General features: G+C 63.5%; 21 protein-coding genes, 1 tRNA gene and 1 pseudogene. 12 read left to right on the top strand and 11 right to left on the bottom strand.

Annotated elements, in window-relative coordinates:
* Positions 1-151: 151 nt before the first annotated feature.
* Positions 152-1,543: an SPOR domain-containing protein gene (locus RPPS3_RS13680; RefSeq protein WP_107344589.1), complete on the top strand. Its 1,392-nt coding sequence runs from the start codon at positions 152-154 to the stop codon at positions 1,541-1,543.
* Between the two features lie 73 nt (positions 1,544-1,616).
* Entirely contained in the window at positions 1,617-1,997 is a 381-nt protein-coding gene (locus RPPS3_RS13675) for a hypothetical protein (protein WP_107344588.1), read from the top strand.
* Here RPPS3_RS13675 and RPPS3_RS13670 read toward each other — a convergent pair.
* Positions 1,957-3,528, bottom strand: coding sequence for a beta-(1-6) glucans synthase (locus RPPS3_RS13670; protein ID WP_234819954.1), 1,572 nt, complete (start codon positions 3,526-3,528; stop codon positions 1,957-1,959). The two genes, RPPS3_RS13675 and RPPS3_RS13670, sit on opposite strands and share 41 nt — an antisense overlap.
* 325 nt (positions 3,529-3,853) lie before the next feature.
* On the opposite strand from RPPS3_RS13670, the gene RPPS3_RS13665 reads away from it, so the two are divergent.
* The 5 genes from RPPS3_RS13665 to RPPS3_RS13645 all read left to right on the top strand — a co-directional run bounded on the left by RPPS3_RS13665 (position 3,854) and on the right by RPPS3_RS13645 (position 8,395).
* Complete coding sequence (locus tag RPPS3_RS13665; protein ID WP_107346595.1) at positions 3,854-4,438, top strand: beta-1-3, beta-1-6-glucan biosynthesis protein; 585 nt, start codon at positions 3,854-3,856, stop codon at positions 4,436-4,438.
* A gap of 187 nt (positions 4,439-4,625) precedes the next feature.
* A complete protein-coding gene (locus RPPS3_RS13660) occupies positions 4,626-7,460 on the top strand; it encodes a glycosyltransferase (protein ID WP_107344586.1) in 2,835 nt (944 codons plus the stop codon).
* A 153-nt stretch (positions 7,461-7,613) separates the two neighbouring features.
* Positions 7,614-7,689, top strand: a tRNA-Lys gene (locus RPPS3_RS13655).
* Between the two features lie 357 nt (positions 7,690-8,046).
* Entirely contained in the window at positions 8,047-8,190 is a 144-nt protein-coding gene (gene pufB / locus RPPS3_RS13650) for a light-harvesting antenna LH1, beta subunit (protein WP_011158204.1), read from the top strand.
* 25 nt (positions 8,191-8,215) lie between these two features.
* Entirely contained in the window at positions 8,216-8,395 is a 180-nt protein-coding gene (locus RPPS3_RS13645; protein WP_011158203.1) for a light-harvesting protein, read from the top strand.
* Between the two features lie 115 nt (positions 8,396-8,510).
* Here RPPS3_RS13645 and RPPS3_RS13640 read toward each other — a convergent pair whose 3' ends face one another.
* Positions 8,511-8,714, bottom strand: a complete 204-nt coding sequence (locus tag RPPS3_RS13640; RefSeq protein ID WP_011158202.1) for a hypothetical protein — start codon at positions 8,712-8,714, stop codon at positions 8,511-8,513.
* 90 nt (positions 8,715-8,804) lie between these two features.
* Complete coding sequence (locus RPPS3_RS13635; RefSeq protein ID WP_107346594.1) at positions 8,805-9,206, bottom strand: RidA family protein; 402 nt, start codon at positions 9,204-9,206, stop codon at positions 8,805-8,807.
* Positions 9,207-9,394: 188 nt separating this feature from the next.
* Here RPPS3_RS13635 and RPPS3_RS13630 point away from each other — a divergent pair.
* Positions 9,395-10,284: pseudogene (locus RPPS3_RS13630) on the top strand (DMT family transporter).
* Here RPPS3_RS13630 and RPPS3_RS13625 read toward each other — a convergent pair.
* Positions 10,281-10,526, bottom strand: coding sequence for a BrnA antitoxin family protein (locus RPPS3_RS13625; protein ID WP_107344585.1), 246 nt, complete (start codon positions 10,524-10,526; stop codon positions 10,281-10,283). The pseudogene RPPS3_RS13630 and the gene RPPS3_RS13625 overlap by 4 nt on opposite strands.
* Positions 10,527-10,950: 424 nt before the next feature.
* Between RPPS3_RS13625 and RPPS3_RS13620 the strand changes: the two genes are divergently transcribed.
* From RPPS3_RS13620 to RPPS3_RS13605, 4 genes are all read left to right on the top strand, one after another.
* On the top strand, positions 10,951-11,166 hold the full coding sequence (locus RPPS3_RS13620) for a hypothetical protein (RefSeq protein ID WP_013502561.1): 216 nt from the start codon (positions 10,951-10,953) through the stop codon (positions 11,164-11,166).
* A gap of 669 nt (positions 11,167-11,835) precedes the next feature.
* Positions 11,836-13,332, top strand: a complete 1,497-nt coding sequence (locus RPPS3_RS13615) for a diguanylate cyclase domain-containing protein (protein WP_107344584.1) — start codon at positions 11,836-11,838, stop codon at positions 13,330-13,332.
* Between the two features lie 68 nt (positions 13,333-13,400).
* Positions 13,401-13,883 carry a bacteriohemerythrin gene (locus RPPS3_RS13610; protein ID WP_159060685.1) on the top strand — a complete coding sequence of 161 codons (483 nt, stop codon included), beginning with the start codon at positions 13,401-13,403 and terminating at the stop codon, positions 13,881-13,883.
* On the top strand, positions 13,840-14,940 hold the full coding sequence (locus RPPS3_RS13605) for an HD-GYP domain-containing protein (protein WP_234819953.1): 1,101 nt from the start codon (positions 13,840-13,842) through the stop codon (positions 14,938-14,940). Before RPPS3_RS13610 ends, RPPS3_RS13605 begins: the two co-directional genes overlap by 44 nt.
* Before the next feature lie 182 nt (positions 14,941-15,122).
* On the opposite strand, the gene RPPS3_RS13600 is transcribed toward RPPS3_RS13605, so the two are convergent.
* From RPPS3_RS13600 to coaD, 7 genes are all read right to left on the bottom strand, one after another.
* Positions 15,123-16,169 (bottom strand): helix-turn-helix domain-containing protein, encoded by a 1,047-nt coding sequence (locus RPPS3_RS13600; protein ID WP_107344582.1) that lies wholly within the window; start codon positions 16,167-16,169, stop codon positions 15,123-15,125.
* Between the two features lie 473 nt (positions 16,170-16,642).
* Positions 16,643-17,773: a tRNA guanosine(34) transglycosylase Tgt gene (gene tgt, locus RPPS3_RS13595; protein WP_107344581.1), complete on the bottom strand. Its 1,131-nt coding sequence runs from the start codon at positions 17,771-17,773 to the stop codon at positions 16,643-16,645.
* The gene (queA, locus tag RPPS3_RS13590; protein ID WP_107344580.1) at positions 17,770-18,852 is read right to left on the bottom strand and encodes a tRNA preQ1(34) S-adenosylmethionine ribosyltransferase-isomerase QueA; all 1,083 of its coding nucleotides are present in this window, start codon (positions 18,850-18,852) and stop codon (positions 17,770-17,772) included. The genes tgt and queA overlap by 4 nt, the downstream gene beginning before the upstream one ends.
* Before the next feature lie 172 nt (positions 18,853-19,024).
* Positions 19,025-19,492, bottom strand: coding sequence for a peptidylprolyl isomerase (locus RPPS3_RS13585; RefSeq protein WP_107344579.1), 468 nt, complete (start codon positions 19,490-19,492; stop codon positions 19,025-19,027).
* On the bottom strand, positions 19,468-19,911 hold the full coding sequence (locus RPPS3_RS13580) for a hypothetical protein (RefSeq protein ID WP_107344578.1): 444 nt from the start codon (positions 19,909-19,911) through the stop codon (positions 19,468-19,470). The genes RPPS3_RS13585 and RPPS3_RS13580 overlap by 25 nt, the downstream gene beginning before the upstream one ends.
* A gap of 9 nt (positions 19,912-19,920) precedes the next feature.
* Positions 19,921-20,484, bottom strand: a complete 564-nt coding sequence (locus tag RPPS3_RS13575) for a peptidylprolyl isomerase (RefSeq protein WP_107344577.1) — start codon at positions 20,482-20,484, stop codon at positions 19,921-19,923.
* Between the two features lie 16 nt (positions 20,485-20,500).
* Positions 20,501-21,010 carry a pantetheine-phosphate adenylyltransferase gene (gene coaD / locus RPPS3_RS13570; protein ID WP_107344576.1) on the bottom strand — a complete coding sequence of 170 codons (510 nt, stop codon included), beginning with the start codon at positions 21,008-21,010 and terminating at the stop codon, positions 20,501-20,503.
* Positions 21,011-21,067 lie beyond the last annotated feature (57 nt).

Below are 21,067 nucleotides of genomic sequence, written 5' to 3'. Positions count from 1 at the left end.
TGGTGATGCGGCCCTCATAAAGGGTTTTGCCACGAAGGGGAAACGGGTTTGCGGCTCCGGCGGCAAGCGCGGCCCACCTGAAAACGGCAATTCCCTGATACTGTTGGGCATCTGATTCGCGTTGCGCGCTTCAAGGCTTTGAGACCATCCGATGGCCAGAAAAACCGACGATCTGGCAGACAGCTTCGCGACCGAGGAAACGGGCGGCTGGCTGACCCGGCTGCTGGCAGATGAAGAAGAGCTCAACACCCAGGACAAGTGGCGCCTGGGATCGTGGGCGGTTGCCTCGCTCGGTGCCGTCGTGCTCGCCGTTATGGCGGTCCAGAACGTCACCGACCGGCGCCGCGAGCAGACGGCGGCGGCGGACGTCGCTCAGCAGTCGCAGATGATCCAGCGCCTCGCCAAGGACACTCAGACGGCCACCAGCCGGCTCACCGCGGCGATCGAGTCGCTGAACACCGACCGCGACCGGCTGTATGCGCGCGTCGGCACGCTCGAACAGGGCCTGGACTCGGTCACAGGTTCGATCGCGCGGGTGCAGGCGGGCGGCAGCAAGCCGCACTCACCCGCGACCGACAATCCGATGGACCGTTGGGGACCGGCCGCAACCCTGCCGGAGATCCCCACCAAAGAGACGCCCCCACCTGCGCCGCCGGTCGCTCCGGTCGAAACCAAGCCGAATACGCCCGCCGCCCCTGCCAAGAAGCTGGGTGCGATCGAGCCTGCTTCCAACGCGGCCGCCCCGGCATCATCCCCCGCGGTCGCTGCAGCCGCTGCAGTGGCACCCGCTCCGGCCAAGCCGGAAGAGCCGGCCGCGGCCCAAGCTCCTGCTGCTGTGGAGGCGAAAAAGCCGTCGGATGACAAGGCGGTGGCGGAGAAACCTCAGGAGAGATCTCGGCTCGACAAACCGCGGCTGGAGCCGGCACCGCCAGAGCGGCCCGCGGCGCAGACCGCGGCGGCGATGATTTCGACCACGCCGTTGATGCCGTCGCGGTCGATCTTGGCACCGCCGGATCCCGGCGCGGCCAAGCTGCTCGAGCCTAAGGCGGCGACGTCGCCCGAAGAGACCAGCGAGGACGCCGAGGCTGCCGCCGAGACGCCGGCGCCGCGCACCGACTTCGGCGTCGACCTCGGCGCCGCCAACACCGTCGAGGGGCTGCGCGGGTTGTGGCGCAAGCTGTCGAAGACCCAGAAGGCGCTCAAGGGCCTGCAGCCGATCATCATGATCAAGGAAAACGGCAACGCCACCCAGTTGCGGCTGGTCGCCGGTCCGATCGCTGACGCCGCCGCTGCGGCGAAGGTCTGCGCGGCGCTCGGCAGTGCGGACCGGTCCTGCGAAGCGTCAGTCTATGACGGCCAGCGTCTGCCGATGGCAGCGCCTGCGAGCGCACCCCAACCGGCGCCGCAACGCCCGGTGCGCCGGCATCGCGAGCGCGTGACCTTGCAGCAGCCCGAACCGCCGCCGCCTCCGCCGGCACCAGCGCAGGATGCACCTCCGCCGCCACGGCCGGCCACCCTGTCATCGATCCTCGGCATCCGCTAAAAGCTCGGGGCGGCCTCGATCACGAACGCCGCGTCAGCTTGTTCGCCCTCTCGAAGCGCAGCATAATCACGCTATGAAGAAAAAGCCGTTCCGCCTTACTCCGTATCAGGTGCAGTTCCTGCTGATCGTCGGTTTCCTGACCGTCGGCTACGCGCTGTACCTGCGTTACCTCGCGATCGAGCTGTCGACCGTGGCTCTGGCCTGCGACGCAGGTTTGCGCTCGATGCTGTGCAAAGCCCGATTGCTGATGACGTATCTGTTTCAGAATTCGGTATTCGGCATCGCCGCGTTGGTGATCGCGGCGCTGCACTTCATCCGACCGTCGATCGTGCTGCTCACCGGCGGTGTGATCTGCGCCGGCCTCGGCATCGTACTTTACAATATCGGCCTGTCGGGGATCGCGATCGGGCTGCTTATTTTGGGGTTTGCGCGACCCGCGCCCGCCACAGCGTGAGCGCGAGCATCGCGTAAACTGCGCAGGTCCACAGCGACTGCCAGTTCTTCGGCCCTTCGTTGAACACCGTGTACAGCGCGCAAACGGCGAACAGGCCGGCGAACGAGGCTTCGGCGATCGGCCGGAGCCCCTGCTGCGGCCGGTTCAGCAGCATCAGCAGGAACAGCGGCACCACCGCCATCGTCAGCGACGCGAACGGGAAGTCGCGGTAGCGCGGATCGAAGGTGAAGCCGAGCGCGGTCTGAGCGCCGATCAGCACGGTGACCGCCACAGCCAGACCAAGCGCCCACGTCGCAAACGAGTGCGACCGGTCTTCGCGCGGTCCGAACAGATCCAGGAAGGTCGGAAGCGGCCGGCCGGACATCAACGCATGCGCGCCGAGGATCGGCGTCAAAATGCCGCTGGCGAGCAGCAGGCTCCACTGCGCCCAGCGCCCGACGCCGTAGCTTTCGACCAGCAGCTTGTCGACCGCGATACCGAGCAGGATGCCGGCGACCGTCGCCGACGTGCCGACCGCCAGCCAGGAGATCAGCCGCGGCGCCCACGGGCGCCGACGCAGCGTCAGGATTGCGGTCAGAAATACCAGAACGCTCAGCGTCATGCCGGCGGCAGCATCGAGCTTCCAATACGGGAAGTTGCTGATCGGCACACCGGCCGGATACTTCTCGGCACGGTTGTCGGCGTCGATCAGGCCCCAATAACCGCCGACCGTGCCTTCAAGGTCGCGCTTCCAAGGCTGGTCATAGGCTTCGATCAGATTGACGCGGAAGTTCTCCGCCTTGGCGAGAGCGAGAATCTCCGAAACCACCCGCGCCTGGTTGGCACGCGACGGCAACGCGCCTTCGCGCATCCGGCCGGCGCTCGGCCATCCGGTTTCGCCGATCAGGATTTCCTTGCCCGGGAAGGCGACCGCGACCTGCTTGCGGATCGCATCGACGTGGTTCGCGGCGTAGCGGGCGCGAACCGGCATGTCCTCCCAGTACGGCAGGATATGGATCGTGACGAAATCGACCGCGTCGTAGATCTCGCGGTTACGCAGCCAGTATTCCCAGACGTCCGCATAGGTCACCGGCACCTTGGCCTGCGCCTTCACTAGCCGGATAGTCGCAGCCAGATCCGCCGTCGTCATCTCGCCGCGAAGCAAGACTTCGTTGCCGACCACCAGACCTGTGATCACGTCCGGATAGGCTTTGGTGAGTCCGACCGCGGTTGCGATCTGCGCAAGGTTCTTCGAGCGGTCGTTCGACAGCCAGATGCCCTGCAACACCTTCAGCCCGACCTTGGCGGCGAGCGGCGGCAGCTGGTCGAGGCCGTTATCGATCGAATAGGTACGAACGCACTTCGAGATTTTAGCGAGCTGCGCCATATCCTGCGCGATCTGCTCGGCGTCGATATGCGTCGTCGGATCGAGCGGCGTCTGCGCGCCGCGGAACGGCGCGTAAGAGACGCATTCCAGTTTGGAGTTGGCTTCGATCGGCGCTCGTTCGAGCGTGATCGGCGTGGCGATCCACCACCACACACCGAAGATCATGGCCAACGAGATCGGGATCAACAACAGCGGCGTGCGCAAGGATTTCGATTCCGTCCGTCGTAAAAGGGTCCCGTCGATTAGCCGCTCGCGACCGATCTGCCAAGGCCGCCTTGTGCACTGCGCCGTTCAGCCGCCACGACAACAGACGTTCTTCCGCCATCAATTCGTCGCCATGCACCGAAGGACGAACTGCCATTGCTGGACAAAATCAAAAATGTCCGTCATGGGATTCTGCCGAGGGCCACGCCCTATCGGCGACGAATTCAAGCGGCATCAGGTGGATGGACCGGCGCCGCGATGGCCCGGCAACGAGATCGGGGACACGATGCGACGAGTATTCCTTGAGTTCCAGAACGCGATGCTGCGTTGCCTGGCCGTGAGCGGTCTTGCTCTGTCGGTCGGCGTCGGCGGCGCGATCGCCCAGAGCGGTGATCTGCGCGCCCAGGACCAGACGCAGAAGCCGCCGGCGGCCGCCAATAATCAGCCGGCTCAGTCGACTGCCGACGCGCTCAAGGAAAGCCAGAAGAAGACCGACGAATTCGCCGAAGCTGCGCAGGCAATCAACGGCCCCGCCGGCAATCCCGAATGCGTCTGGCTCGGCCGCCGCGTCGTGGTGCTGATGTGGCGCGACGACCTCGACACCGCATTCCGTCACCTCGACATGTACGATCGCTTCGGCTGCCCGACGGGTCACATTCAGGCGGCATTCAGGTGTGTCGTGCGATCTGGTCCTATCGACCCGAAAGCTCCCGACAGTCTCAGCGGACGCGTGCACGCATGCTGGATCAATCCGACCGCCCAGCAGCAGCCTGCCGCAGCGGCCGCAACGCCTCCCGGTCCGGCCGCCAAGCCGGCGCAAGCGCCTGCCCCGCAGCAACCGGCGGCTCCGGCTCCCGCACCTGCGAAATAACTCCGCGGCGCGCTGGAACGTTCGGGATTTTCTCGGGTTTGGTCGCCGGACGCCCTCAATTCGCCATGGGGTCGGCCGAGTTGCTTGGACACGGGGCGCATCCGTACAGTGATGCGCCCACGATGTGGACAGACCTCGGGGACGGGTTAGTCCACCTGCCAAACTGGCCCCTTATGGTTTAGTCGCGATGCGCGCTGTCGTCGCCGTTCTGCTTTTCGTCACCGCCGCTCACGCCGGGCTCTGGGGCCTCCTTCGGGAGAAACAACAAGCCGCCGACTTCACCGGCATGCTACCGAGCGTGTCCTACGCGCCGTTCGATGGCTCTGGCCATCCGGACGTCGACAACTTCCCGACCGCTGAGCGGATCCGCTCCGACCTGAAGAAGCTGTCGGCGCAGACCCGCGCCATCCGTCTGTATTCGTCGACCGGCGGTCCCGAGATGGTGCCCCCGATCGCCAATGAGTTCGGCCTGAAGGTCAATGTCGGCGCCTGGATCGACAAAGACGTTACCCGCAACGAGCGCGAGATCCAGGCCGCGATCGACCTCGCCAAGCACAACGCCAATGTCAGCGGCATCGTGGTCGGCAACGAAACGGTGTATCGCGGCGATCAGATCCCGCTGGAAAATCTCGGGCTGAGCGAGGAAGAGCGCTACCGTCTGGTGGCCGAAGAGAACCAGCGGGTCCGGGACGCCGAAGCCCAGCCGGCCGACAAACGTGACGAAGCGGTGCGCTGGGCCACGGCCGAAAACAACGTCCGTCGGCTGACCCGCCTGATCCAGCGCGTGAAGTCTCAGGTCAAAGCGCCGGTCACCTCTGGCGAAATCTGGAACATCTGGCTCGAGCACCCCGAGCTCGCCTCCTCGGTCGACTTCATCGCCGCGCACGTCCTGCCTTACTGGGAAGGCTTCTCCGCCAAGCAGGCGGTCGATCAGGCGATGATCATCTACCAGAAGCTGCGCGAGGCGTTCCCCGGCAAGCGCATCGTGATTGCCGAATTCGGCTGGCCGAGCGCGGGCTATAACCGCAAGGCCGCGGTGCCCGGTCAATTCGAACAGGCGGTGACGCTGCGCAACTTCGTCAGCCGCGCCGACTCGATCGGCATGGAATACAACATCGTTGAAGCGATCGATCAGCCCTGGAAGTTCTTCGAAGGCGGCGTCGGTCCGTATTGGGGCTTCCTCGACGCCTCGCGCCAGCCGAAGTTCGCTTGGACCGGCCCTGTGGTCGATCCGAACTACTGGAAGCTTGCCGGCATCGCGTTGCTGGTCGGCATCCTGCTGTCGCTGCCGATCCTGCAGCTTGCCGCGCCGACGGCGATGCAGACGCTACTGCTGTCGGCGGCCGCCCACGGCGCCGGCGCCTGGGCCGCGACGGTGTTCGCCTATTGGAACGGGCACTACTTCCTGTTCGGTTCAGCCTTCGCGCTGACGCTCGGCATGATCCTGCTGGTGCCGCTGGTGGCGATCGCCCTCGCCCGGATCGAGGAAATCTCGGCGGTCGCCTTCGGCCGCAAGCCGCGCCGCCTGATCACCCGCGCCCTCACGGACGCCCAGGAAGCCCGGCGCGCCGCCGCGCTCGCCAAGGGCGAACCGGTGACCTTCCCCAAGGTCTCGATTCACGTCCCGGCGTATTTTGAACCGCCGGAGATGCTGAAGCAGACGCTGGATGCGCTGGCGCGGCTCGATTACCCGAACTTCGAAGTCGTGGTGATCATCAACAACACGCCCGACCCGGCCTTTACCCAGCCGATCCAGGATCACTGCCGCGAGCTCGGCGAACGCTTCAAGTTCATCAACGCCGAGAAGGTCAAAGGCTTCAAGGCCGGCGCGCTGCGGATCGCGATGGAGCGCACCGCGGTCGATGCCGAGATCATCGGCATCATCGACGCCGACTATGTGGTGACCCCGGACTGGCTGAAGGACCTGGTGCCCGCCTTCGACGACCCGCGAGTCGGCCTGGTGCAGGCGCCGCAGGAGCATCGCGACGGCGACCGCTCGCTGATGCACTACATCATGAACGGCGAATATGCCGGGTTCTTCGACATCGGCATGGTCCAGCGCAACGAGTACAACGGCATCATCGTGCACGGCACGATGTGCCTGATCCGCCGGGCCGCGATGGACATGGCCGGCGGCTGGTCGAGCGACACCATCTGCGAGGACTCCGATCTCGGCCTCGAGATCATGGAGCACGGCTGGCTCACCCACTACACCAACACCCGCTACGGCTACGGCCTGCTGCCGGACACCTATGAGGCGTTCAAGAAGCAGCGGCATCGCTGGGCCTATGGCGGCTTCCAGATCATCAAGAAGCACTGGCGCCGGTTCCTGCCCGGCAACAGCCGCCTTTCCCGCGACCAGCGCCGCGAATTCGGCCTCGGCTGGCTGAACTGGCTCGGCGCCGAAAGCCTCGGCGTGGTGGTGGCGATCCTCAACCTGATCTGGGTGCCGATCGTGGCGTTCGCCGACATCGCGATTCCCGACAAGATCCTCACCCTGCCGATCATCGCCTCCTTCATCGTCACGCTGGCGCACTTCCTGGTGCTGTACCGGCTGCGGGTGAAGATCGGCGTGCCGCAGATGCTGGGGGCGATGATCGCGGCGATGTCGGTGCAGTGGACGGTGTCCCGCGCCGTCGCCCAGGGCCTGATCACCGAGCACCTCGCCTTCGCCCGCACTTCCAAGGGCGGCTTGACGATGATGTCGGTGGAATTCCAGGCGTTCTGGGAGGCCGTCATCGGCGTGCTGCTGCTGATCGGCGCCGCGATCCTGGTGGTCTCCAACAGCAACATCCAGATCACAGAGATCTATATTTTCGCCGGCGTCTTGGTGCTGCAGAGCCTGCCCTTCCTGGCGGCGGTGGCGATCGCGATTCTGGAGAACTCGCGAATCAACCAATTCGGCTGGTGGACCGCGACCGCGGTGCGGACCGCCGAATTGATCGGCCTGCGCCCCGTTGCCCTGCCGACCCCGATCCCGGCGCCGCAGAAGGTCGCCTCCGAACTTCACCGCGACGCGTAAGCGCGTCGCCGCCGTGCGCGCCAGCTGATTGGTTGCACGAGGAAGATTGGATAAATATCTGTGGGCTTGAGCCAATTCGGCTTTGGCTGCGGCTGGCGCGGTTACCGCGGGTATTGACCCCGCCGGCCCCGCCCCCTACACAGCGCCTCACGTGAGCGCGTAGCTCAGCCGGTAGAGCACGTGACTTTTAATCATGGGGTCGAGGGTTCGAGTCCCTCCGCGCTCACCATGCGCCTTACTCGTCAGATCGAAGACTGATCGGCTCGTCCAGAGCTGGCTCTTTATTCTCTTCGTCGACGGTCACTTGGCCCAGCAGCTCCCAAATCGATCGCCGTCACCCGTCCGCTCCGTGAGCTCGATTCGACCGGGAATGCGCGCACCAAGGGCCTTTTGGCAATCCGCTGGTCCACAATAAAGCGGCCGAACCCGGCATCTCGCTACCGCCTTACGACCAACGGATCACGCAGCGCTCACGAAAATTTGAGCCGGCTCAATGTTCGGTCGGGGGGAGCGGGTCATTATGCGCGCCATCGAGGGCCGCAACGCGGCTCGGCGATGCGCAGAAACCCCATTATGAGGTCTCAAAATGGCTGACAAGACGCTGACCGGCCTGACGGTCGAGGAGTCCGAAGAGCTCCACAAGCACGTGATCGATGGCACCCGCATTTTCGGTGCGATCGCGATCGTCGCGCACTTCCTCGCCTACGTTTACTCGCCCTGGCTGCACTAATTAGCTGCCCAAAGGAGTATAGAATATGAATCAAGCTCGTATCTGGACTGTGGTGAAGCCGACCGTCGGTCTCCCGCTCCTGCTCGGCAGCGTCACCGTGATCGCGATCCTGGTGCACTTCGCTGTGCTGTCGCACACCACCTGGTTCTCGAAGTACTGGAACGGCAAGGCCGCGGCGATCGAGTCGTCGGTCAACGTCGGCTAATCAATACTGCTCTTCTGAGCTGTGTTGCCAAACCGGGCTCCGAAAGGGGCCCGGTTTTCGTTTGGGGGCAGGCTCTGCCGCGGCGAGCCTTTGAATGCCCTCCCGCGGCGCGCGGTCAGGCCCTCGCCTTCGGCGCGGCCAGCGCGGTCGCGGTGCGCTTGATGGTCTTGGCGACCAGCAGCGCCTGCTCCTTGGTCAAGGCGAAGTCCTGCACGCCCTTCTGGGTGGTCAGCGACAGAATCATCACCTCCGGCTGAGCCTCCGGCCAGCCGGTGGCGAAGGCGGTGACGAAATCGGCCGAGGTCGAGCGCTGGGTCATCGAACGAAACTCCTTGGAAAAGCTCGCGGCTCATTGGCCGAAACCGGCCGCGCTGGCAAGCATCCGCAAGGCTAAGTCGCCCAGGCTGCGTCACCGCGCCGGCACGAACGCCGTCACCTCGAGCTCGACCTTGGCCCGGGGATCGACCAGCCCGCCGATATAGAGCAGCGTCGACGGCGGAAAGTGCCGGCCCAGCGTCTCCTTCCAGGCCGCACCGATTCCGGTCCCAGCGGCCTCGTATTCGGCGCGGCTGGTGAGATACCAAGTCAGCCGTACGATGTGCTCTGGGCCGGCGCCAGCCTCCGCCAGCAGCCGGGTCACGCGGCGCAGCGCGGCGCCGACTTGCGCGGCGAGATCGTCTGATTCGTACTCGCCCTGATCATTGGTGCCGGTCTGGCCCGCCAGCACCAGCCACTGACCGGGACCGTTGAAGGCGACGCCGTGCGCGAAGCCTCGCGGCTTGGCCCATCCATCCGGTTGCAGCACCCGCATCGTCGATCCTCCCTTGGTCACCGGCTTGTTCGCCGCTTTGACGGCAATTGCGCGCACAAGCGGCGGCGGAAATCAACCGCAGCGGCCGCAGGCAGGCCTCTGCGGCGCGGCGGTTGCCAAGCCTGCCGTTGTCGAAGATAGAGCGACCTCAGGAAACGCCGACGCCATCAACGAGCCAAACCGCCGCGATGACCCGCTCTCCCTCGATGTTGAAGGCCGCGCTGTGGATGGCCGGCTGGCTCGCGCTGATGGTGATCGTCGCCGTCGCCGGCCGCGAGACGCTGCGCGAATTGAGCGTGTTTCAAGTGATGGAACTGCGCTCGCTGATCGGCTTCGCGATGCTGTACCCGCTGATCCACAAGGCCGGCGGGCTGACCGCGATGGCGACGGCACGGCCGCTCGCGCATCTGAGCCGCAACCTGGTGCACTACGCCGCGCAGATCGGCTGGTTCTACGCGCTGACACTGATTCGATCGGCCAGGTGGTGTCGATCGAGTTCACCATGCCGATCTGGATCGCGATCCTGGCCGCGACCTTCCTCGGCGAACACATGAACGTCTGGAAGATCACCGCGGTCGTGCTCGGGCTGATCGGCGTCGTGGTGATCGTCCGTCCCGCCACCTCGTCGGTCGACCCGGGACAATTGATCGCACTCGGCGCGGCCGTCGGCTTCGGCATTTCGGTCACACTGATGAAGTCGCTGACCCGCACCGAGAGCACGCTCGCGATCATCTTCTGGATGCTGATCATCCAGAGCGCCGCCGGCCTGGTGCCGGCGCTGTGGCTGTGGCAATGGCCGTCGGCCTATGTCTGGGCCTGGATCGTGATCATCGCGTTCTGCGGCACGTTCTCGCACTACTGCATGGCGCGGGCGCTGACTTACGCGGACGCCACCATCGTGGTGCCGATGGACTTCCTGCGGGTGCCGCTCTCGGCAACCGCGGGCTGGCTGCTGTATGGCGAGCGGCTCGACGCCTACACGGTGATCGGCGCCGCGCTGATCCTGACCGGCAACCTGCTCAATCTGCGCGGCGGACCGCGGCCGCCCGCCGCGGCCCCGATCCGGAATACGCGCTAGCCGTCGAGGCCGGCGGCCTTGCGCAGCGCGGCGTTGATGCGGTCCTGCCAGCCCGGGCCGCCCTCCTGGAAGTGTTCCAGCACGGCCTGATCAATCCGCAGCGACACCATCTCCTTCACGCCCGGCACTGCCTGACGCTTCGGCGGCGCTTCCACCGGCTTGGCGGTGACCTTCTTGAAGGCGGCCTCCGCCTCGGTGCGGGCATCGTTCAACGTGCGGGGGCGGCGGGGCGGCTGCGACATGGCGGTTTTCTCGGCAGGTTGAGCAGACTTAAGGCGTTGACGAGACTCGTCGAATGACCGGCGAGCACACTCCGCGACAGCTGAACAAAAGCCGCGCATCGCGGCGCACAAGACTCAGCTGTGACGGAATTTCTTACGGTTGATCACGCCCTCTTGCGGGCCGCAATAGTAATTGAATCGCTAACGAGCACGTTCGCAATCGAGATGTCGGGAGCAAAGCGCGCGCGAGGCGTGCAGTGCAGAATCGAATTTCTCAAAACGAACGCATTTGTGTTGCGACATCGTCAGAGTTCCTAGTGTATAGTTCGAGCAACTGAGGTGGTGATCACTTCAGTCGAACACATGCCTGACGTTTCAGTTCATTCGAACTCTCAGGCCATTCAATCAATCAGGTCCAACGCTTTTGGAAGATGAGGAGGTCACGATGCCGGCGATTGCTGAAGTCCTGTCGACCAACGTTCCTCGTCCCGCACCACGCGGCAGCGATCTCCCCACCTGCCCGGTCTGCGCCGACTCGATGGTCGCAGCCGAAGCATCGGCCTATCTCACCGAAAGCGTCGTGAGCTATCTGTGGACCTGCGACACCTGCGGCTATGGTTTCGTCACCAAGCACTCGGTGAAACGGTTTTCCTGCAACTAATCGGGCGAACCGATCAGGCGCTCATATCAGGGATCGTTCCCGGCCGCATCGGACCACATCCGATGACGACGGGAACGGTCACCTAAAGATCGACGCCTCGACATCGGCAACACTGCGGGATGGCCCATCAGCTCATCAGCCTGCTCCGCCGCTCCTCGCGCCCTGGTGCTCAACGCGCATTGCCCCCGCCCGCTGAGTGGCGATATTGCCGGGAGACTAGGTCCAGCACTCTGTTAGGACAAACAAGCTACGATCGCCCTCACGCTCCCAATTTTCTCGACGTGGTGCCATCGGCGCTTCTCTTTGTTCCGCGCTTGTGCCGGTAAACCAATCCTCTCTGGCTTTCGCAACCGAACGTCTGCACCGCCAATTGCCTGCGATACAGGCCGAATGAACCGCGCTGATTCCCGATCCAACGCGACGCCATCCGCGATTGGGCACCCAAAGATTGGGACGGATTGCCACTTCTAAAAGACGCATTGCAAAGCGGGCCCGCTTCCACCCGTCTTCCATTAAGTTCCCGACAGCAATCCCCTTCTTAGCATCTGATCCTGACGCTCCCGATTTCCGGGGATGAGGACCGACCCTCCGCGCAATCACACCATGCGCGCCGGCTCGCAGACCACTCATCGCGTCGGTTGGCACTCGGCATAATAGCGAACGGCTAAAATGTACTCTGCACTCGACCGATCTTGGACAGATCAGCTTTCACAGAAAGCTATTCAGAAAGCAACAGAGCTCAATCTGCCTCTCAATCCGGAGATTTACGAAGTCCTTTTTGTGTACTTCCTCGGCTCACACAAATCATTGAGTACCGCGTTTGATGCGTTGACCGCACAGACCTGCAGCCCCACGGCACGCGATCTCGCACGGCTCCACCAAACCCACCTCTCCGCTCGTTCGACCGCCGGGCGCATCGACTCGATCGGCGAGTCCGTTCGCGACCAAACCACCAGCATCGCCACCGCGATCACGACCGCGTCGACGGCGACGGCGCATTACCAACACGTGCTCGCAACCGCCGGTCATGTGCTGCAGCTCGAGTCTACGAGCGGCAGCGCTCGGTTCGCGATCGACAAGATCATCGCGTGGACTGAACACATCAGTTCAACGAATGCGCTGCTGGTCCAGCAACTGCAATTGGCCGCGGAACGAGTCGCGGCTCTTCAGCAACAACTCGACGATGTCCGCAAGGATGCAATGACCGACCCTCTGACCGGCGTCGGCAACCGGAAGCTATTCGACCTCACTTTGTCACGCACATTGCCGCGAGCGACCGAGGACGAACCGCTGTCGCTGCTTCTGATCGACGTGAACCATTTCAAGGATTTCAACGACACGTACGGCCACGCCGTCGGAGACGACATCCTTCGGCTGATCGCCAGAACGTTGCAGGACAGCGTTCGCGACGGCGAGCTTGTATGCCGTGTCGGCGGCGATGAATTCGCGACGATTTTGCCTGAGCAATCGCTTCACGATGCACTCGCCATGGGCGAACGAATTAGCACTCAAATCACGCAACGTAAGCTCTACCGGCGCTCCACAAAGCAGACGATCGGACGGTTGAGCGTCTCCATCGGAGCATCCGAATGGAACACGGGCGATACCGCAGAGACGCTATTCGAGAAAGCCGACCACTGGATGTACGCTGCGAAACGTGCGTCTCAGACTCAAGCGCCTCCTATCGATGAGAGCGCTCCAAGTCGGCAGATTCGGTCGCCCACCCCCCTCGTTTGGCACGACTCCTATAGCTGCGGGCACCTGACCATCGATACACAACACCGCGCGCTCTTCGATCTGGCCAACAAGTACCTCGCCTGCGGTGCTGACGGTGGAGACTGTGATCGCATCGCACGATCTATCGTCGCGGCGGTTACCAAGCATTTTGCCAGCGAAGAGGCTGTCCTGCGAGCACATGGCTACGAAGAGCTCGACGCTCACATCGCCGAACACACGCGCCTTCTTGCCGAGCTGAAGGACCGGGTGTGCGCCGTTCTGGCCGGGCAACAGCCACGCGACCACCTGAGCGACTTCATCATCCAGTCGGTCGTTCTCGGCCACCTCATGCACGATGACCGACGCTTCTTCGCAATCGTCACTCAAACTTCAAGCCACGCAAACGGAGGACCCCGGCCTAAGCACGAGAAGTGCGCTTCCCCCGGATGAAGAACGCACCCTACTGCAAAAAACTCCATCCGCCAGACTCCAAGCTCTGCACCAGTGGAACCGCTCCCATGACGATCACTTGGAAACCATCTCACGCGATAGACAATGGCATTATTGATGAGGACCACAGGGCCATCATTCAAGCCATCAGTTCCATCTACAGCCTACTGGGCGACAACGAAGACGCAGTCCAGATCCTCGCAGCAACCCGAGAACTCCGAACTCTAGCCGAAGCGCACTTCGCTCGCGAAGAGCATCTGCAGGAGCTTCTCGACTTTCCCAATCGGGACGCCCATCGCGATGAACATATCGATCTGCTGAATGAAATTGACCTGCTTCTACGCGAGCTCGAAACGGCTGCCGAGAAGGTGTCGAGTGCCATGCGATTTCAGCTGAAAGGCTTCTTTCATCGATGGATTCTTGACCACGCCCTGGCGTCAGACCTCGAGATGCAACCGTACTTGGCCCCCACCATCAGTTCCGATAACCGCATTTGGCAAGCCGACAATGAGCTCGAAGACCGTTACTGCGACAGCTTTACGATTCACTGATCGCACACCAGCGAGTTCTCCCGCCCGGATCACGGTCATCACCGACTCGTCGGCCCGCACGAAGAGGCTCAAGCAAGCGTTGCAGAGGCATATCAACGTCCAATACGCGACACTGCCGAAGACCTGCGCCCGACTGTCCTCGGACGATCAGCTCATCGTCTGGGCTGACCTCAAATCGGTCGAGACCATCTTTGCAATTCGTAAGTTTCTGGATCAGAACCGGGGCGTCACGCAGCGCATCTTCCTGATCGAGGATCGCATCCATCCCGCATCAGCCCAAGCATACGCATTGGGGGCGACACACGTCCTGATCGTCGATCAGTCGATGACGTCGCTTCACCGGTTCTTGCGCGATTCCGCTGCCCAGAATCCGAATGCCGAGACCGAGGCCGCGGCACAGCATAGCGCCCAAATGTTGGAAGCTTCGTTCACGGCCATGAGCAATGGCGAACTCGTGGACATCGATGGACTTCAAGACTGCGCCGATTCGACCATCAGCTGCCTCAATCGCCACGGCCTCTCTGGCTGGCTCGGCGTCGTTCGCCGTCATCATAAGGCCACCTATCAGCACGTCCTCCTGGTGAGCGGCGTGTTGGTGGACTTTGGCATCAGCCTTGGGCTTCGGCACGCTGATCTTCGAACGCTTCATCTGGCGGCCATGCTGCACGATATTGGAAAAGCAAAGATCCCGCTCAGCATTCTGGACAAACCAGGCCGACTCGAGCCCCAGGAACGACTGATCATCGAACGGCACCCCTCGATTGGCTTCGATGCATTACAGGACAATCCCCGCGTGACGCCTGAAATTCTCGACGGTGTAAGGCACCACCACGAGTATCTCGACGGCAGCGGGTACCCCGATCGGCTGTCCGGCAGTGAGATCAGCGACATCGTTCGAATGCTGACCATCGCCGACATCTTCGGTGCGCTGATTGAGGAACGGTCGTACAAGCCTCCGATGCCTCGTCAGCAGGCCTACAACATCCTGCTCCAGATGACGACGAGGCTCGAAACCGCACTCGTGTCAGCGTTCGAGACGGTTGCCCTCGAACGTTGAACTCACAATCTGGGACGAGCCTGCTGGTAGCAATTGGCCTCAAGGCAGCTCAATGCCGGCTCCGACGTTGCGTGCGCTTTGGGAAGAAAGAAATGACGGCATGTCAAATGCCGCCCAATCCCAGCGTATGGAATTGTTAATCCTTCCACCAGGCAGCCAAGACGACGATCATCCTTCGTCGGTCAGGTCATGCGAAGGAAGATATCGAGGGACCTTCCGCCCTCGCCGCCCGCACGACCTGCCGCCATCAGGGGAATCCGATCGGCTCGCGCGTCAGATGGGCTACAGCCATATTGCGCTCGGAACGCACGGCTGAATTCCTGTGGACTAACAAACCCGACGCTAAGGGCAATCTGGGCAATCCGTCTCGTCTCGTTTGGATCACTGAGAGCTCGACAAGCCTGCCCGAGCCGATAATTCCTGATGTAAGCGGCTACGCCTCCGTGCGGCTCAAACAGCCGGTATAGCAGGCTACGCGATACGCCGAGCCCGCTCGCAAGAGTTGCAGGAGACAACCTCGGATTTGCAAGCTGCGCTCTGACGATGCGCCTGGCCCGCTCGACCAGGCCCATCACCACTCCATCGCGGGCCTCACCAAGGCTTCGTGAGCCCGGCACAAGACACGCAGACAGCATCGCCTCTGTCGCCTTAGCGATACCTGGAGCGTCGTCCTGTTTCACATGCGCCAATTGCCGCTCGAGCGCCAGAAGGTAGTCCGAAAGCAAGGAGGCAAGCGGAGACTGAAGGATGCTGTTGTTGAGCTTGTCTATTGCCGCCGCGTCCTTTGCAAACAAATCGCGCGGAATGAACACCATCAACGTCTCGATATCATTCATCTCACCGTGGCAGGCCTGCCCCAGCGAGTAGAATCCGATTTGACCAAATCGTTCGCTCGCGTTTCCGGCCGCCTTACGATCGCCAGCGATCGTGCAATTCGATCCAGACTTCAAGAGATAGAGATACCAATGGTCAGCGAGCGCCCGGCGAACGGCTTGCGTATCCCGCTTGAACTTGGCCCCGGGGTTCTTCTCCTGGCAAACCGCGATGGCGCCCAGATCCCACGTCGCCAATTCCACAGGCCGTGTCAGCGATTTGGCAGAGTTTGGCTCGAGATCTGCAACATCGCGCAGCTTCTCTCGCCAGGCGTCGAACCGATCTTGGCTGGAAAGGTCTGCCGTCGAGAAACGCGCAGGCTTGAGCAAGCGATCTGAATTGGCCGTCTTCGGCATCTCATACTCTCCGAACGATCGCCCGTTTGCTTCTCCTTGATGTCAACGATCAAATGATACATCAACATAGTGAGGCCCACCCCCAAGGGACATGATACTCCACGAGTAGATCCCGTGAAGTACCACAACCGCATGGCTGGTTTCACCCTGCCCGACTAACTACGCTCCACGCCCGTGCCATCCCCCTATGGATTCGCCGGGTATCAGTCAGAACTTCGAGCTTGATCTGTCAGGAAAATGGTTAGTTCATGTCCCTGACGACGGGTTTTCCTGACAAGGCGAGAGCCTGCTTAGTATGAACGGCGTCTAGCCATGATCTCTGAGCATCGAGCAGAGGTCGTCGCCCAACGGCGTCAAACTAATGCCTGAATTCAAGCGTGAGGGGCTGGTCGCTCGATCAAGCTATTGAATCGGCCCGTCGTGCGCCAGCACAGGCGCGCAGGCGAGCGCCGCGTAGTGCGCGGCGCGGGCGATCAGCGCGGCAGATCACCCCGTTCCCAGCCGGCGCGGGTGCGGAGCCTGAACTCTTCGAACTGACCGGTGGCGATCGCGGCGCGGATGTCGCGCATCAGCCTTTGGTAGTAGGCGATGTTGATCTCGGACAGTAGCATCGCGCCGAGCGTCTCGCTCGACTTCACCAGGTGATGCAGATACGCCCGCGAACAGTTGCGGGTCGAGGGCCAGTCGCTTTCCTCGTCGAGCGGCCGCGGATCGTCGGCGTGCTTGGCGTTGCGCAGGTTGATCGGGCCATACTGCGTGAATGCCAGACCGTGGCGGCCATTACGGGTCGGCATCACGCAGTCGAACATATCGATGCCGCGTGCCACCGCCTCCAGCATGTCCTCCGGCGTTCCGACGCCCATCAAATAGCGCGGCCGCTCCGCGGGCAGGATCGGCGCCGCCTCCTCGATCATCGCCAGCATCACGTCCTGCGGCTCGCCGACCGCGAGGCCGCCGATCGCATAGCCGTGGAAGCCGATGTCGATCAGCCCCTGCGCCGAGGCGTGGCGCAGCTCCGGCACGTCGCCGCCCTGCACGATGCCGAACAGCATGTAGCCGTCCGGCGCGGTTTCGAACGCGCGCTTGCAGCGTTCGGCCCAGCGCAGCGACAACTGCATCGCCCGCTCGATATCGGCGCGATCGGCCGGCAGCCGCACGCATTCGTCGAGTTGCATGGCGATGTCCGAGCCGAGCAGACGCTGCACCTCGATCGCGCGCTCCGGCGACAATTCGATCGCCGCGCCGTCGATGTGCGAGCGGAACGTCACCGCCTGTTCGTTGACTTTGCGAAGCTGCGCCAGCGACATCACCTGGAAGCCGCCGGAGTCGGTCAGCATCGGACCATTCCAGGTGGTGAATCGCTGCAAGCCGCCGAGCGCCGCGATCCGCTCGGCGCCGGGCCGCAGCATCAGGTGATAGGTGTTGCCGAGCACGATATCGGCGCCGGCGTCGCGGACTTCGCGCCAGTGCAGCCCTTTCATGGCGCCCGCGGTGCCGACCGGCATGAAGGCCGGGGTGCGAACGACGCCATGCGGCGTGGTGAGCCGGCCGGTGCGCGCGGCGCCGTCGGTCCCGAGCAGTTCGAAGTGATTGGGCACGGTCATGGGGTGATGTCGTTCCGGAACAGCAGGCTGGCGTCGCCATAAGAGTAGAACCGATAGCCGGTTTGAATGGCGTGGGCGTAGGCCGCCTGCATGGTGTCGAGACCGCAGAATGCCGACACCAGCATGAACAGCGTCGACCGCGGCAGGTGGAAATTGGTCATCAGCACGTCGACGGCGCGGAAGCGATAGCCCGGCGTGATGAAGATCGAGGTTTCGTCGGCGAATGGCGCGATGCGGCCGTCATCGCGCGCCGCACTTTCCAACAAGCGCAGCGACGTGGTCCCGACCGCGACGATCCGGCCGCCGGCTGCGCGCGCTGCGTTCAGCGCATCCGCGGTGCCGGAGCTGATCGTGCCCCATTCGGCGTGCATGCGATGCTCGCTGGTGTCCTCTGCCTTCACCGGCAGGAACGTCCCTGCCCCGACATGCAGCGTGATCCGGTGCAGCCCGACGCCCCGCGCGGCCAGCGCGGCTTCGAGTTCGGCGGTGAAATGCAGCCCCGCGGTCGGGGCCGCGACCGCGCCCTCATTGGCGGCGAACATGGTCTGATAATCGGTAGTGTCCTGCGCGTCGGGCAGGCGCTTGGAGGCGATATAAGGCGGCAGCGGCGTGGCGCCGATCTCAGCGATCGCCTGGTCGAGCACCGGGCCATGGACCGAGAACGCCAGCGTCACCTCACCGGCTTCGCCCTTGGCCTCCACAGTGGCGTCGAGATGCCCGAGCAGGCAGACCCGACCGTCATGGCCGAAGCGCACTACGTCGCCCGGCAGCAGCTTCTTGGCCGGCTTGACCAACGCCTGCCAGCGGGCGCCGTCGAGCCGCTTGATCAGCGTCGCTTCGATCTTTGGCTCGAGGCCGCGGCCGATCCGGCGACCGGTCAGCTGCGCCGCGATCACCCTTGTATCATTGACCACCAGCTGATCGCCGGGCGCCAGCAGCGACGGCAGATCGCGCACGATCCGATCCTCGAGCGGCGCGCCGGGGCGCACCACCAGCATCCGCGCGGCATCGCGCGGACTCACCGGCCGCAGCGCGATGTTCTCGGCAGGCAGATCGAAATCGAACAGATCGGTGCGCATGATTCCAGTACGTCATTGCCGGGCTCGACCCGGCAATCCATCCTCTTCAAAAAGATGGATGCCCGGGCCTCCGCCGCGCCGAAGAGGGCTACGGCCCCGCAGGCGGGTCAAGCCCGGGCATGACACCTTCTTGATGGCTACGCCGGCCTGAACGCGGCCGACGTATCACTGATCAAGCCGCAGCGTCGGCCGCGATGCTGGCCTTGACGATCTTGTCCGGATCCTTGACCGGCTCGCCGCGCTTGATCTTGTCGACGTTCTCCATGCCTTCGATCACCTTGCCCCAAACGGTGTACTGCTTGTCCAGGAAGCGGGCGTCGTCGAAGCAGATGAAGAACTGGCTGTCGCCGGAGTCCGGATTGGCGGCACGGGCCATCGACGCGGTGCCGCGGACGTGCGGCTCGGCGTTGAACTCGGCCTTCAGCTTCTTGCCGGAGCCGCCCATGCCGGTGCCCTGCGGGCAGCCGGTCTGCGCCATGAAGCCTTCGATCACGCGGTGGAACACGATGCCGTCGTAGAAGCCCTCGCGCACCAGCTCCTTGATCCGGGCGACGTGGTTCGGCGCCAGATCCGGGCGCATCTCGATCTTCACGGTGCCCTGGGTGGTTTCGAGGATCAGGATGTTGTCGTTATCAGCCATGCTCTCTTCTCTGTTGGTTTGGGACTCTGTCTGCGATCGTCGAACCGCAGCATGAACGGGCGTCCGGCGACGGCGCCCCCCATCGAGGGCGTGAATGGCAGTGGCGTGCATCGCTGCAACGCCTCCATCACCGCAACGCGATAGGCCAGGCTGTCGTCCCGGCCGCCCTCCGGGCTTTCAAAGGTGATCCGCGGCTTGCCGAGGATCTCGCCGCTGCGGGTGAAGCTCACCAGCACGGTGATCTGCATGCCGGGATTCCCGACCGGCAGACGCGGCGGACGCCAGCATTGCTTCATCACGGAAAACAATGCGTTGAGATTGTCGATCGGCGCGTTCTGCGCAGACGCGGGGCGAACGGTGAGACCGATCGTCCCTGCGATCAAAGCTACCGCGACTATCGTCAGTCGGCGCGGCAGCAATGAGATCGCCTATTTCACGTCGGAGGCGACCTGGACCTTCACCATCTTGTCCGGATCGGTCACGGCGCCGCCGGGCGAGGTCGGCGAAGCCTTCTTCAGCTTGTCGACGACATCCATGCCGGACACGACATTGCCGATCACGGTGTACTGGCCGTTCAGGCTCGGGCCGTCGGCGAACATGATAAAGAACTGCGAATTGGCGCTGTCGACGCTGTCGCCGCGCCGGGCCATGCCGACCACCCCGCGGGTGAACGGCACGTTGGAGAATTCCTGCTTCAGGTTCGGATACTTCGAACCGCCGGTGCCGTTGAAGTTCTGACCGTCGCCGGTCTGCGCCATGAAGCCACCCATCACGCGGTGGAACGGCACGTTGTTGTAGAAACCTTCGCGGGCAAGCTGCTTCAGCCGCTCGGCGTGCTTGGGCGCGATGTCGGCCCGGAGCGCGATCACGATGCGGCCCTTGGTGGTGTCGATGACGAGCGCGTTCTGCTTGTCGAGATTGGCGGGCAGCGGCTGCGCCAGCGCCGGCAGCGCAAACAGCAGCGCCGCGAAGAGGCCGATCAGACGGATCATGAAAACTCCGGGTCGGTTAGGCCGGCGAGCCGGCGGCAAACTTGGATTTCAGGGCGGACGCCACCTCGGCCGGAACAAAGGCCGAGACGTCACCGCCCATCGCAGCGATCTGCCGCACCAGTGTGGCGGTGATCGGGCGCACACCAACCGAAGCCGGCAGGAAAACGGTATGGATCGCCGGCGCCATGGTCTCGTTCATGCCGGCGATCTGCATCTCGTAGTCGAGATCGGTGCCGTCGCGCAGGCCGCGGATCATGATGGTCGCCCCCACCTTCTCGGCCGCGGTGACGGTGAGATTGTCATAGGTGGTGCAGCCGAACGCGCAGCCGGCCGCCTTGGCGACCGGGCCGAACACCTGTTCGACCATCGCGAGGCGCTCCTCGGTGGTGAACAGCGGCTTCTTGCCGGGATGAATGCCGATCGCCACCACGAGCTTGTCGCACAGCGCCACGGCGTGGCGGACGACGTCGAGATGGCCGTTGGTAACGGGATCGAAAGACCCCGGATAAAGCGCGATGCGTGACATCCGGCCCGTCTAGCGCGGCGCGCGGGATCGAGCAAGCGGCGCCAGTTCCTTCAAAAC

This window comes from Rhodopseudomonas palustris (genome assembly GCF_003031265.1).
Lineage (GTDB): Bacteria > Pseudomonadota > Alphaproteobacteria > Rhizobiales > Xanthobacteraceae > Rhodopseudomonas > Rhodopseudomonas palustris_H.
The sequence above is the reverse complement of the archived record's forward strand: the minus strand, read 5'-3'. Positions and strand labels throughout refer to the sequence as shown.

Bases quoted from the DNA above. Each gene is read 5' to 3' on its own strand.
- RPPS3_RS13660 (WP_107344586.1), top strand. From the start codon at position 4,626: ATGCGCGCTGTCGTCGCCGTTCTGCTTTTCGTCACCGCCGCTCACGCC.
- RPPS3_RS13610 (WP_159060685.1), top strand. From the start codon at position 13,401: ATGACGATCACTTGGAAACCATCTCACGCGATAGACAATGGCATTATT.
- RPPS3_RS13675 (WP_107344588.1), top strand. From the start codon at position 1,617: ATGAAGAAAAAGCCGTTCCGCCTTACTCCGTATCAGGTGCAGTTCCTG.
- RPPS3_RS13615 (WP_107344584.1), top strand. From the start codon at position 11,836: ATGTACTCTGCACTCGACCGATCTTGGACAGATCAGCTTTCACAGAAA.
- queA (WP_107344580.1), bottom strand. From the start codon at position 18,852: ATGCGCACCGATCTGTTCGATTTCGATCTGCCTGCCGAGAACATCGCG.
- RPPS3_RS13640 (WP_011158202.1), bottom strand. From the start codon at position 8,714: ATGACCCAGCGCTCGACCTCGGCCGATTTCGTCACCGCCTTCGCCACC.
- RPPS3_RS13605 (WP_234819953.1), top strand. From the start codon at position 13,840: ATGAGCTCGAAGACCGTTACTGCGACAGCTTTACGATTCACTGATCGC.
- coaD (WP_107344576.1), bottom strand. From the start codon at position 21,010: ATGTCACGCATCGCGCTTTATCCGGGGTCTTTCGATCCCGTTACCAAC.
- RPPS3_RS13625 (WP_107344585.1), bottom strand. From the start codon at position 10,526: ATGTCGCAGCCGCCCCGCCGCCCCCGCACGTTGAACGATGCCCGCACC.
- pufB (WP_011158204.1), top strand. From the start codon at position 8,047: ATGGCTGACAAGACGCTGACCGGCCTGACGGTCGAGGAGTCCGAAGAG.
- tgt (WP_107344581.1), bottom strand. From the start codon at position 17,773: ATGACCGTGCCCAATCACTTCGAACTGCTCGGGACCGACGGCGCCGCG.
- RPPS3_RS13600 (WP_107344582.1), bottom strand. From the start codon at position 16,169: ATGCCGAAGACGGCCAATTCAGATCGCTTGCTCAAGCCTGCGCGTTTC.
- RPPS3_RS13575 (WP_107344577.1), bottom strand. From the start codon at position 20,484: ATGATCCGTCTGATCGGCCTCTTCGCGGCGCTGCTGTTTGCGCTGCCG.
- RPPS3_RS13645 (WP_011158203.1), top strand. From the start codon at position 8,216: ATGAATCAAGCTCGTATCTGGACTGTGGTGAAGCCGACCGTCGGTCTC.
- RPPS3_RS13670 (WP_234819954.1), bottom strand. From the start codon at position 3,528: ATGATCTTCGGTGTGTGGTGGTGGATCGCCACGCCGATCACGCTCGAA.
- RPPS3_RS13635 (WP_107346594.1), bottom strand. From the start codon at position 9,206: ATGCGGGTGCTGCAACCGGATGGATGGGCCAAGCCGCGAGGCTTCGCG.
- RPPS3_RS13620 (WP_013502561.1), top strand. From the start codon at position 10,951: ATGCCGGCGATTGCTGAAGTCCTGTCGACCAACGTTCCTCGTCCCGCA.
- RPPS3_RS13585 (WP_107344579.1), bottom strand. From the start codon at position 19,492: ATGGCTGATAACGACAACATCCTGATCCTCGAAACCACCCAGGGCACC.
- RPPS3_RS13680 (WP_107344589.1), top strand. From the start codon at position 152: ATGGCCAGAAAAACCGACGATCTGGCAGACAGCTTCGCGACCGAGGAA.
- RPPS3_RS13665 (WP_107346595.1), top strand. From the start codon at position 3,854: ATGCGACGAGTATTCCTTGAGTTCCAGAACGCGATGCTGCGTTGCCTG.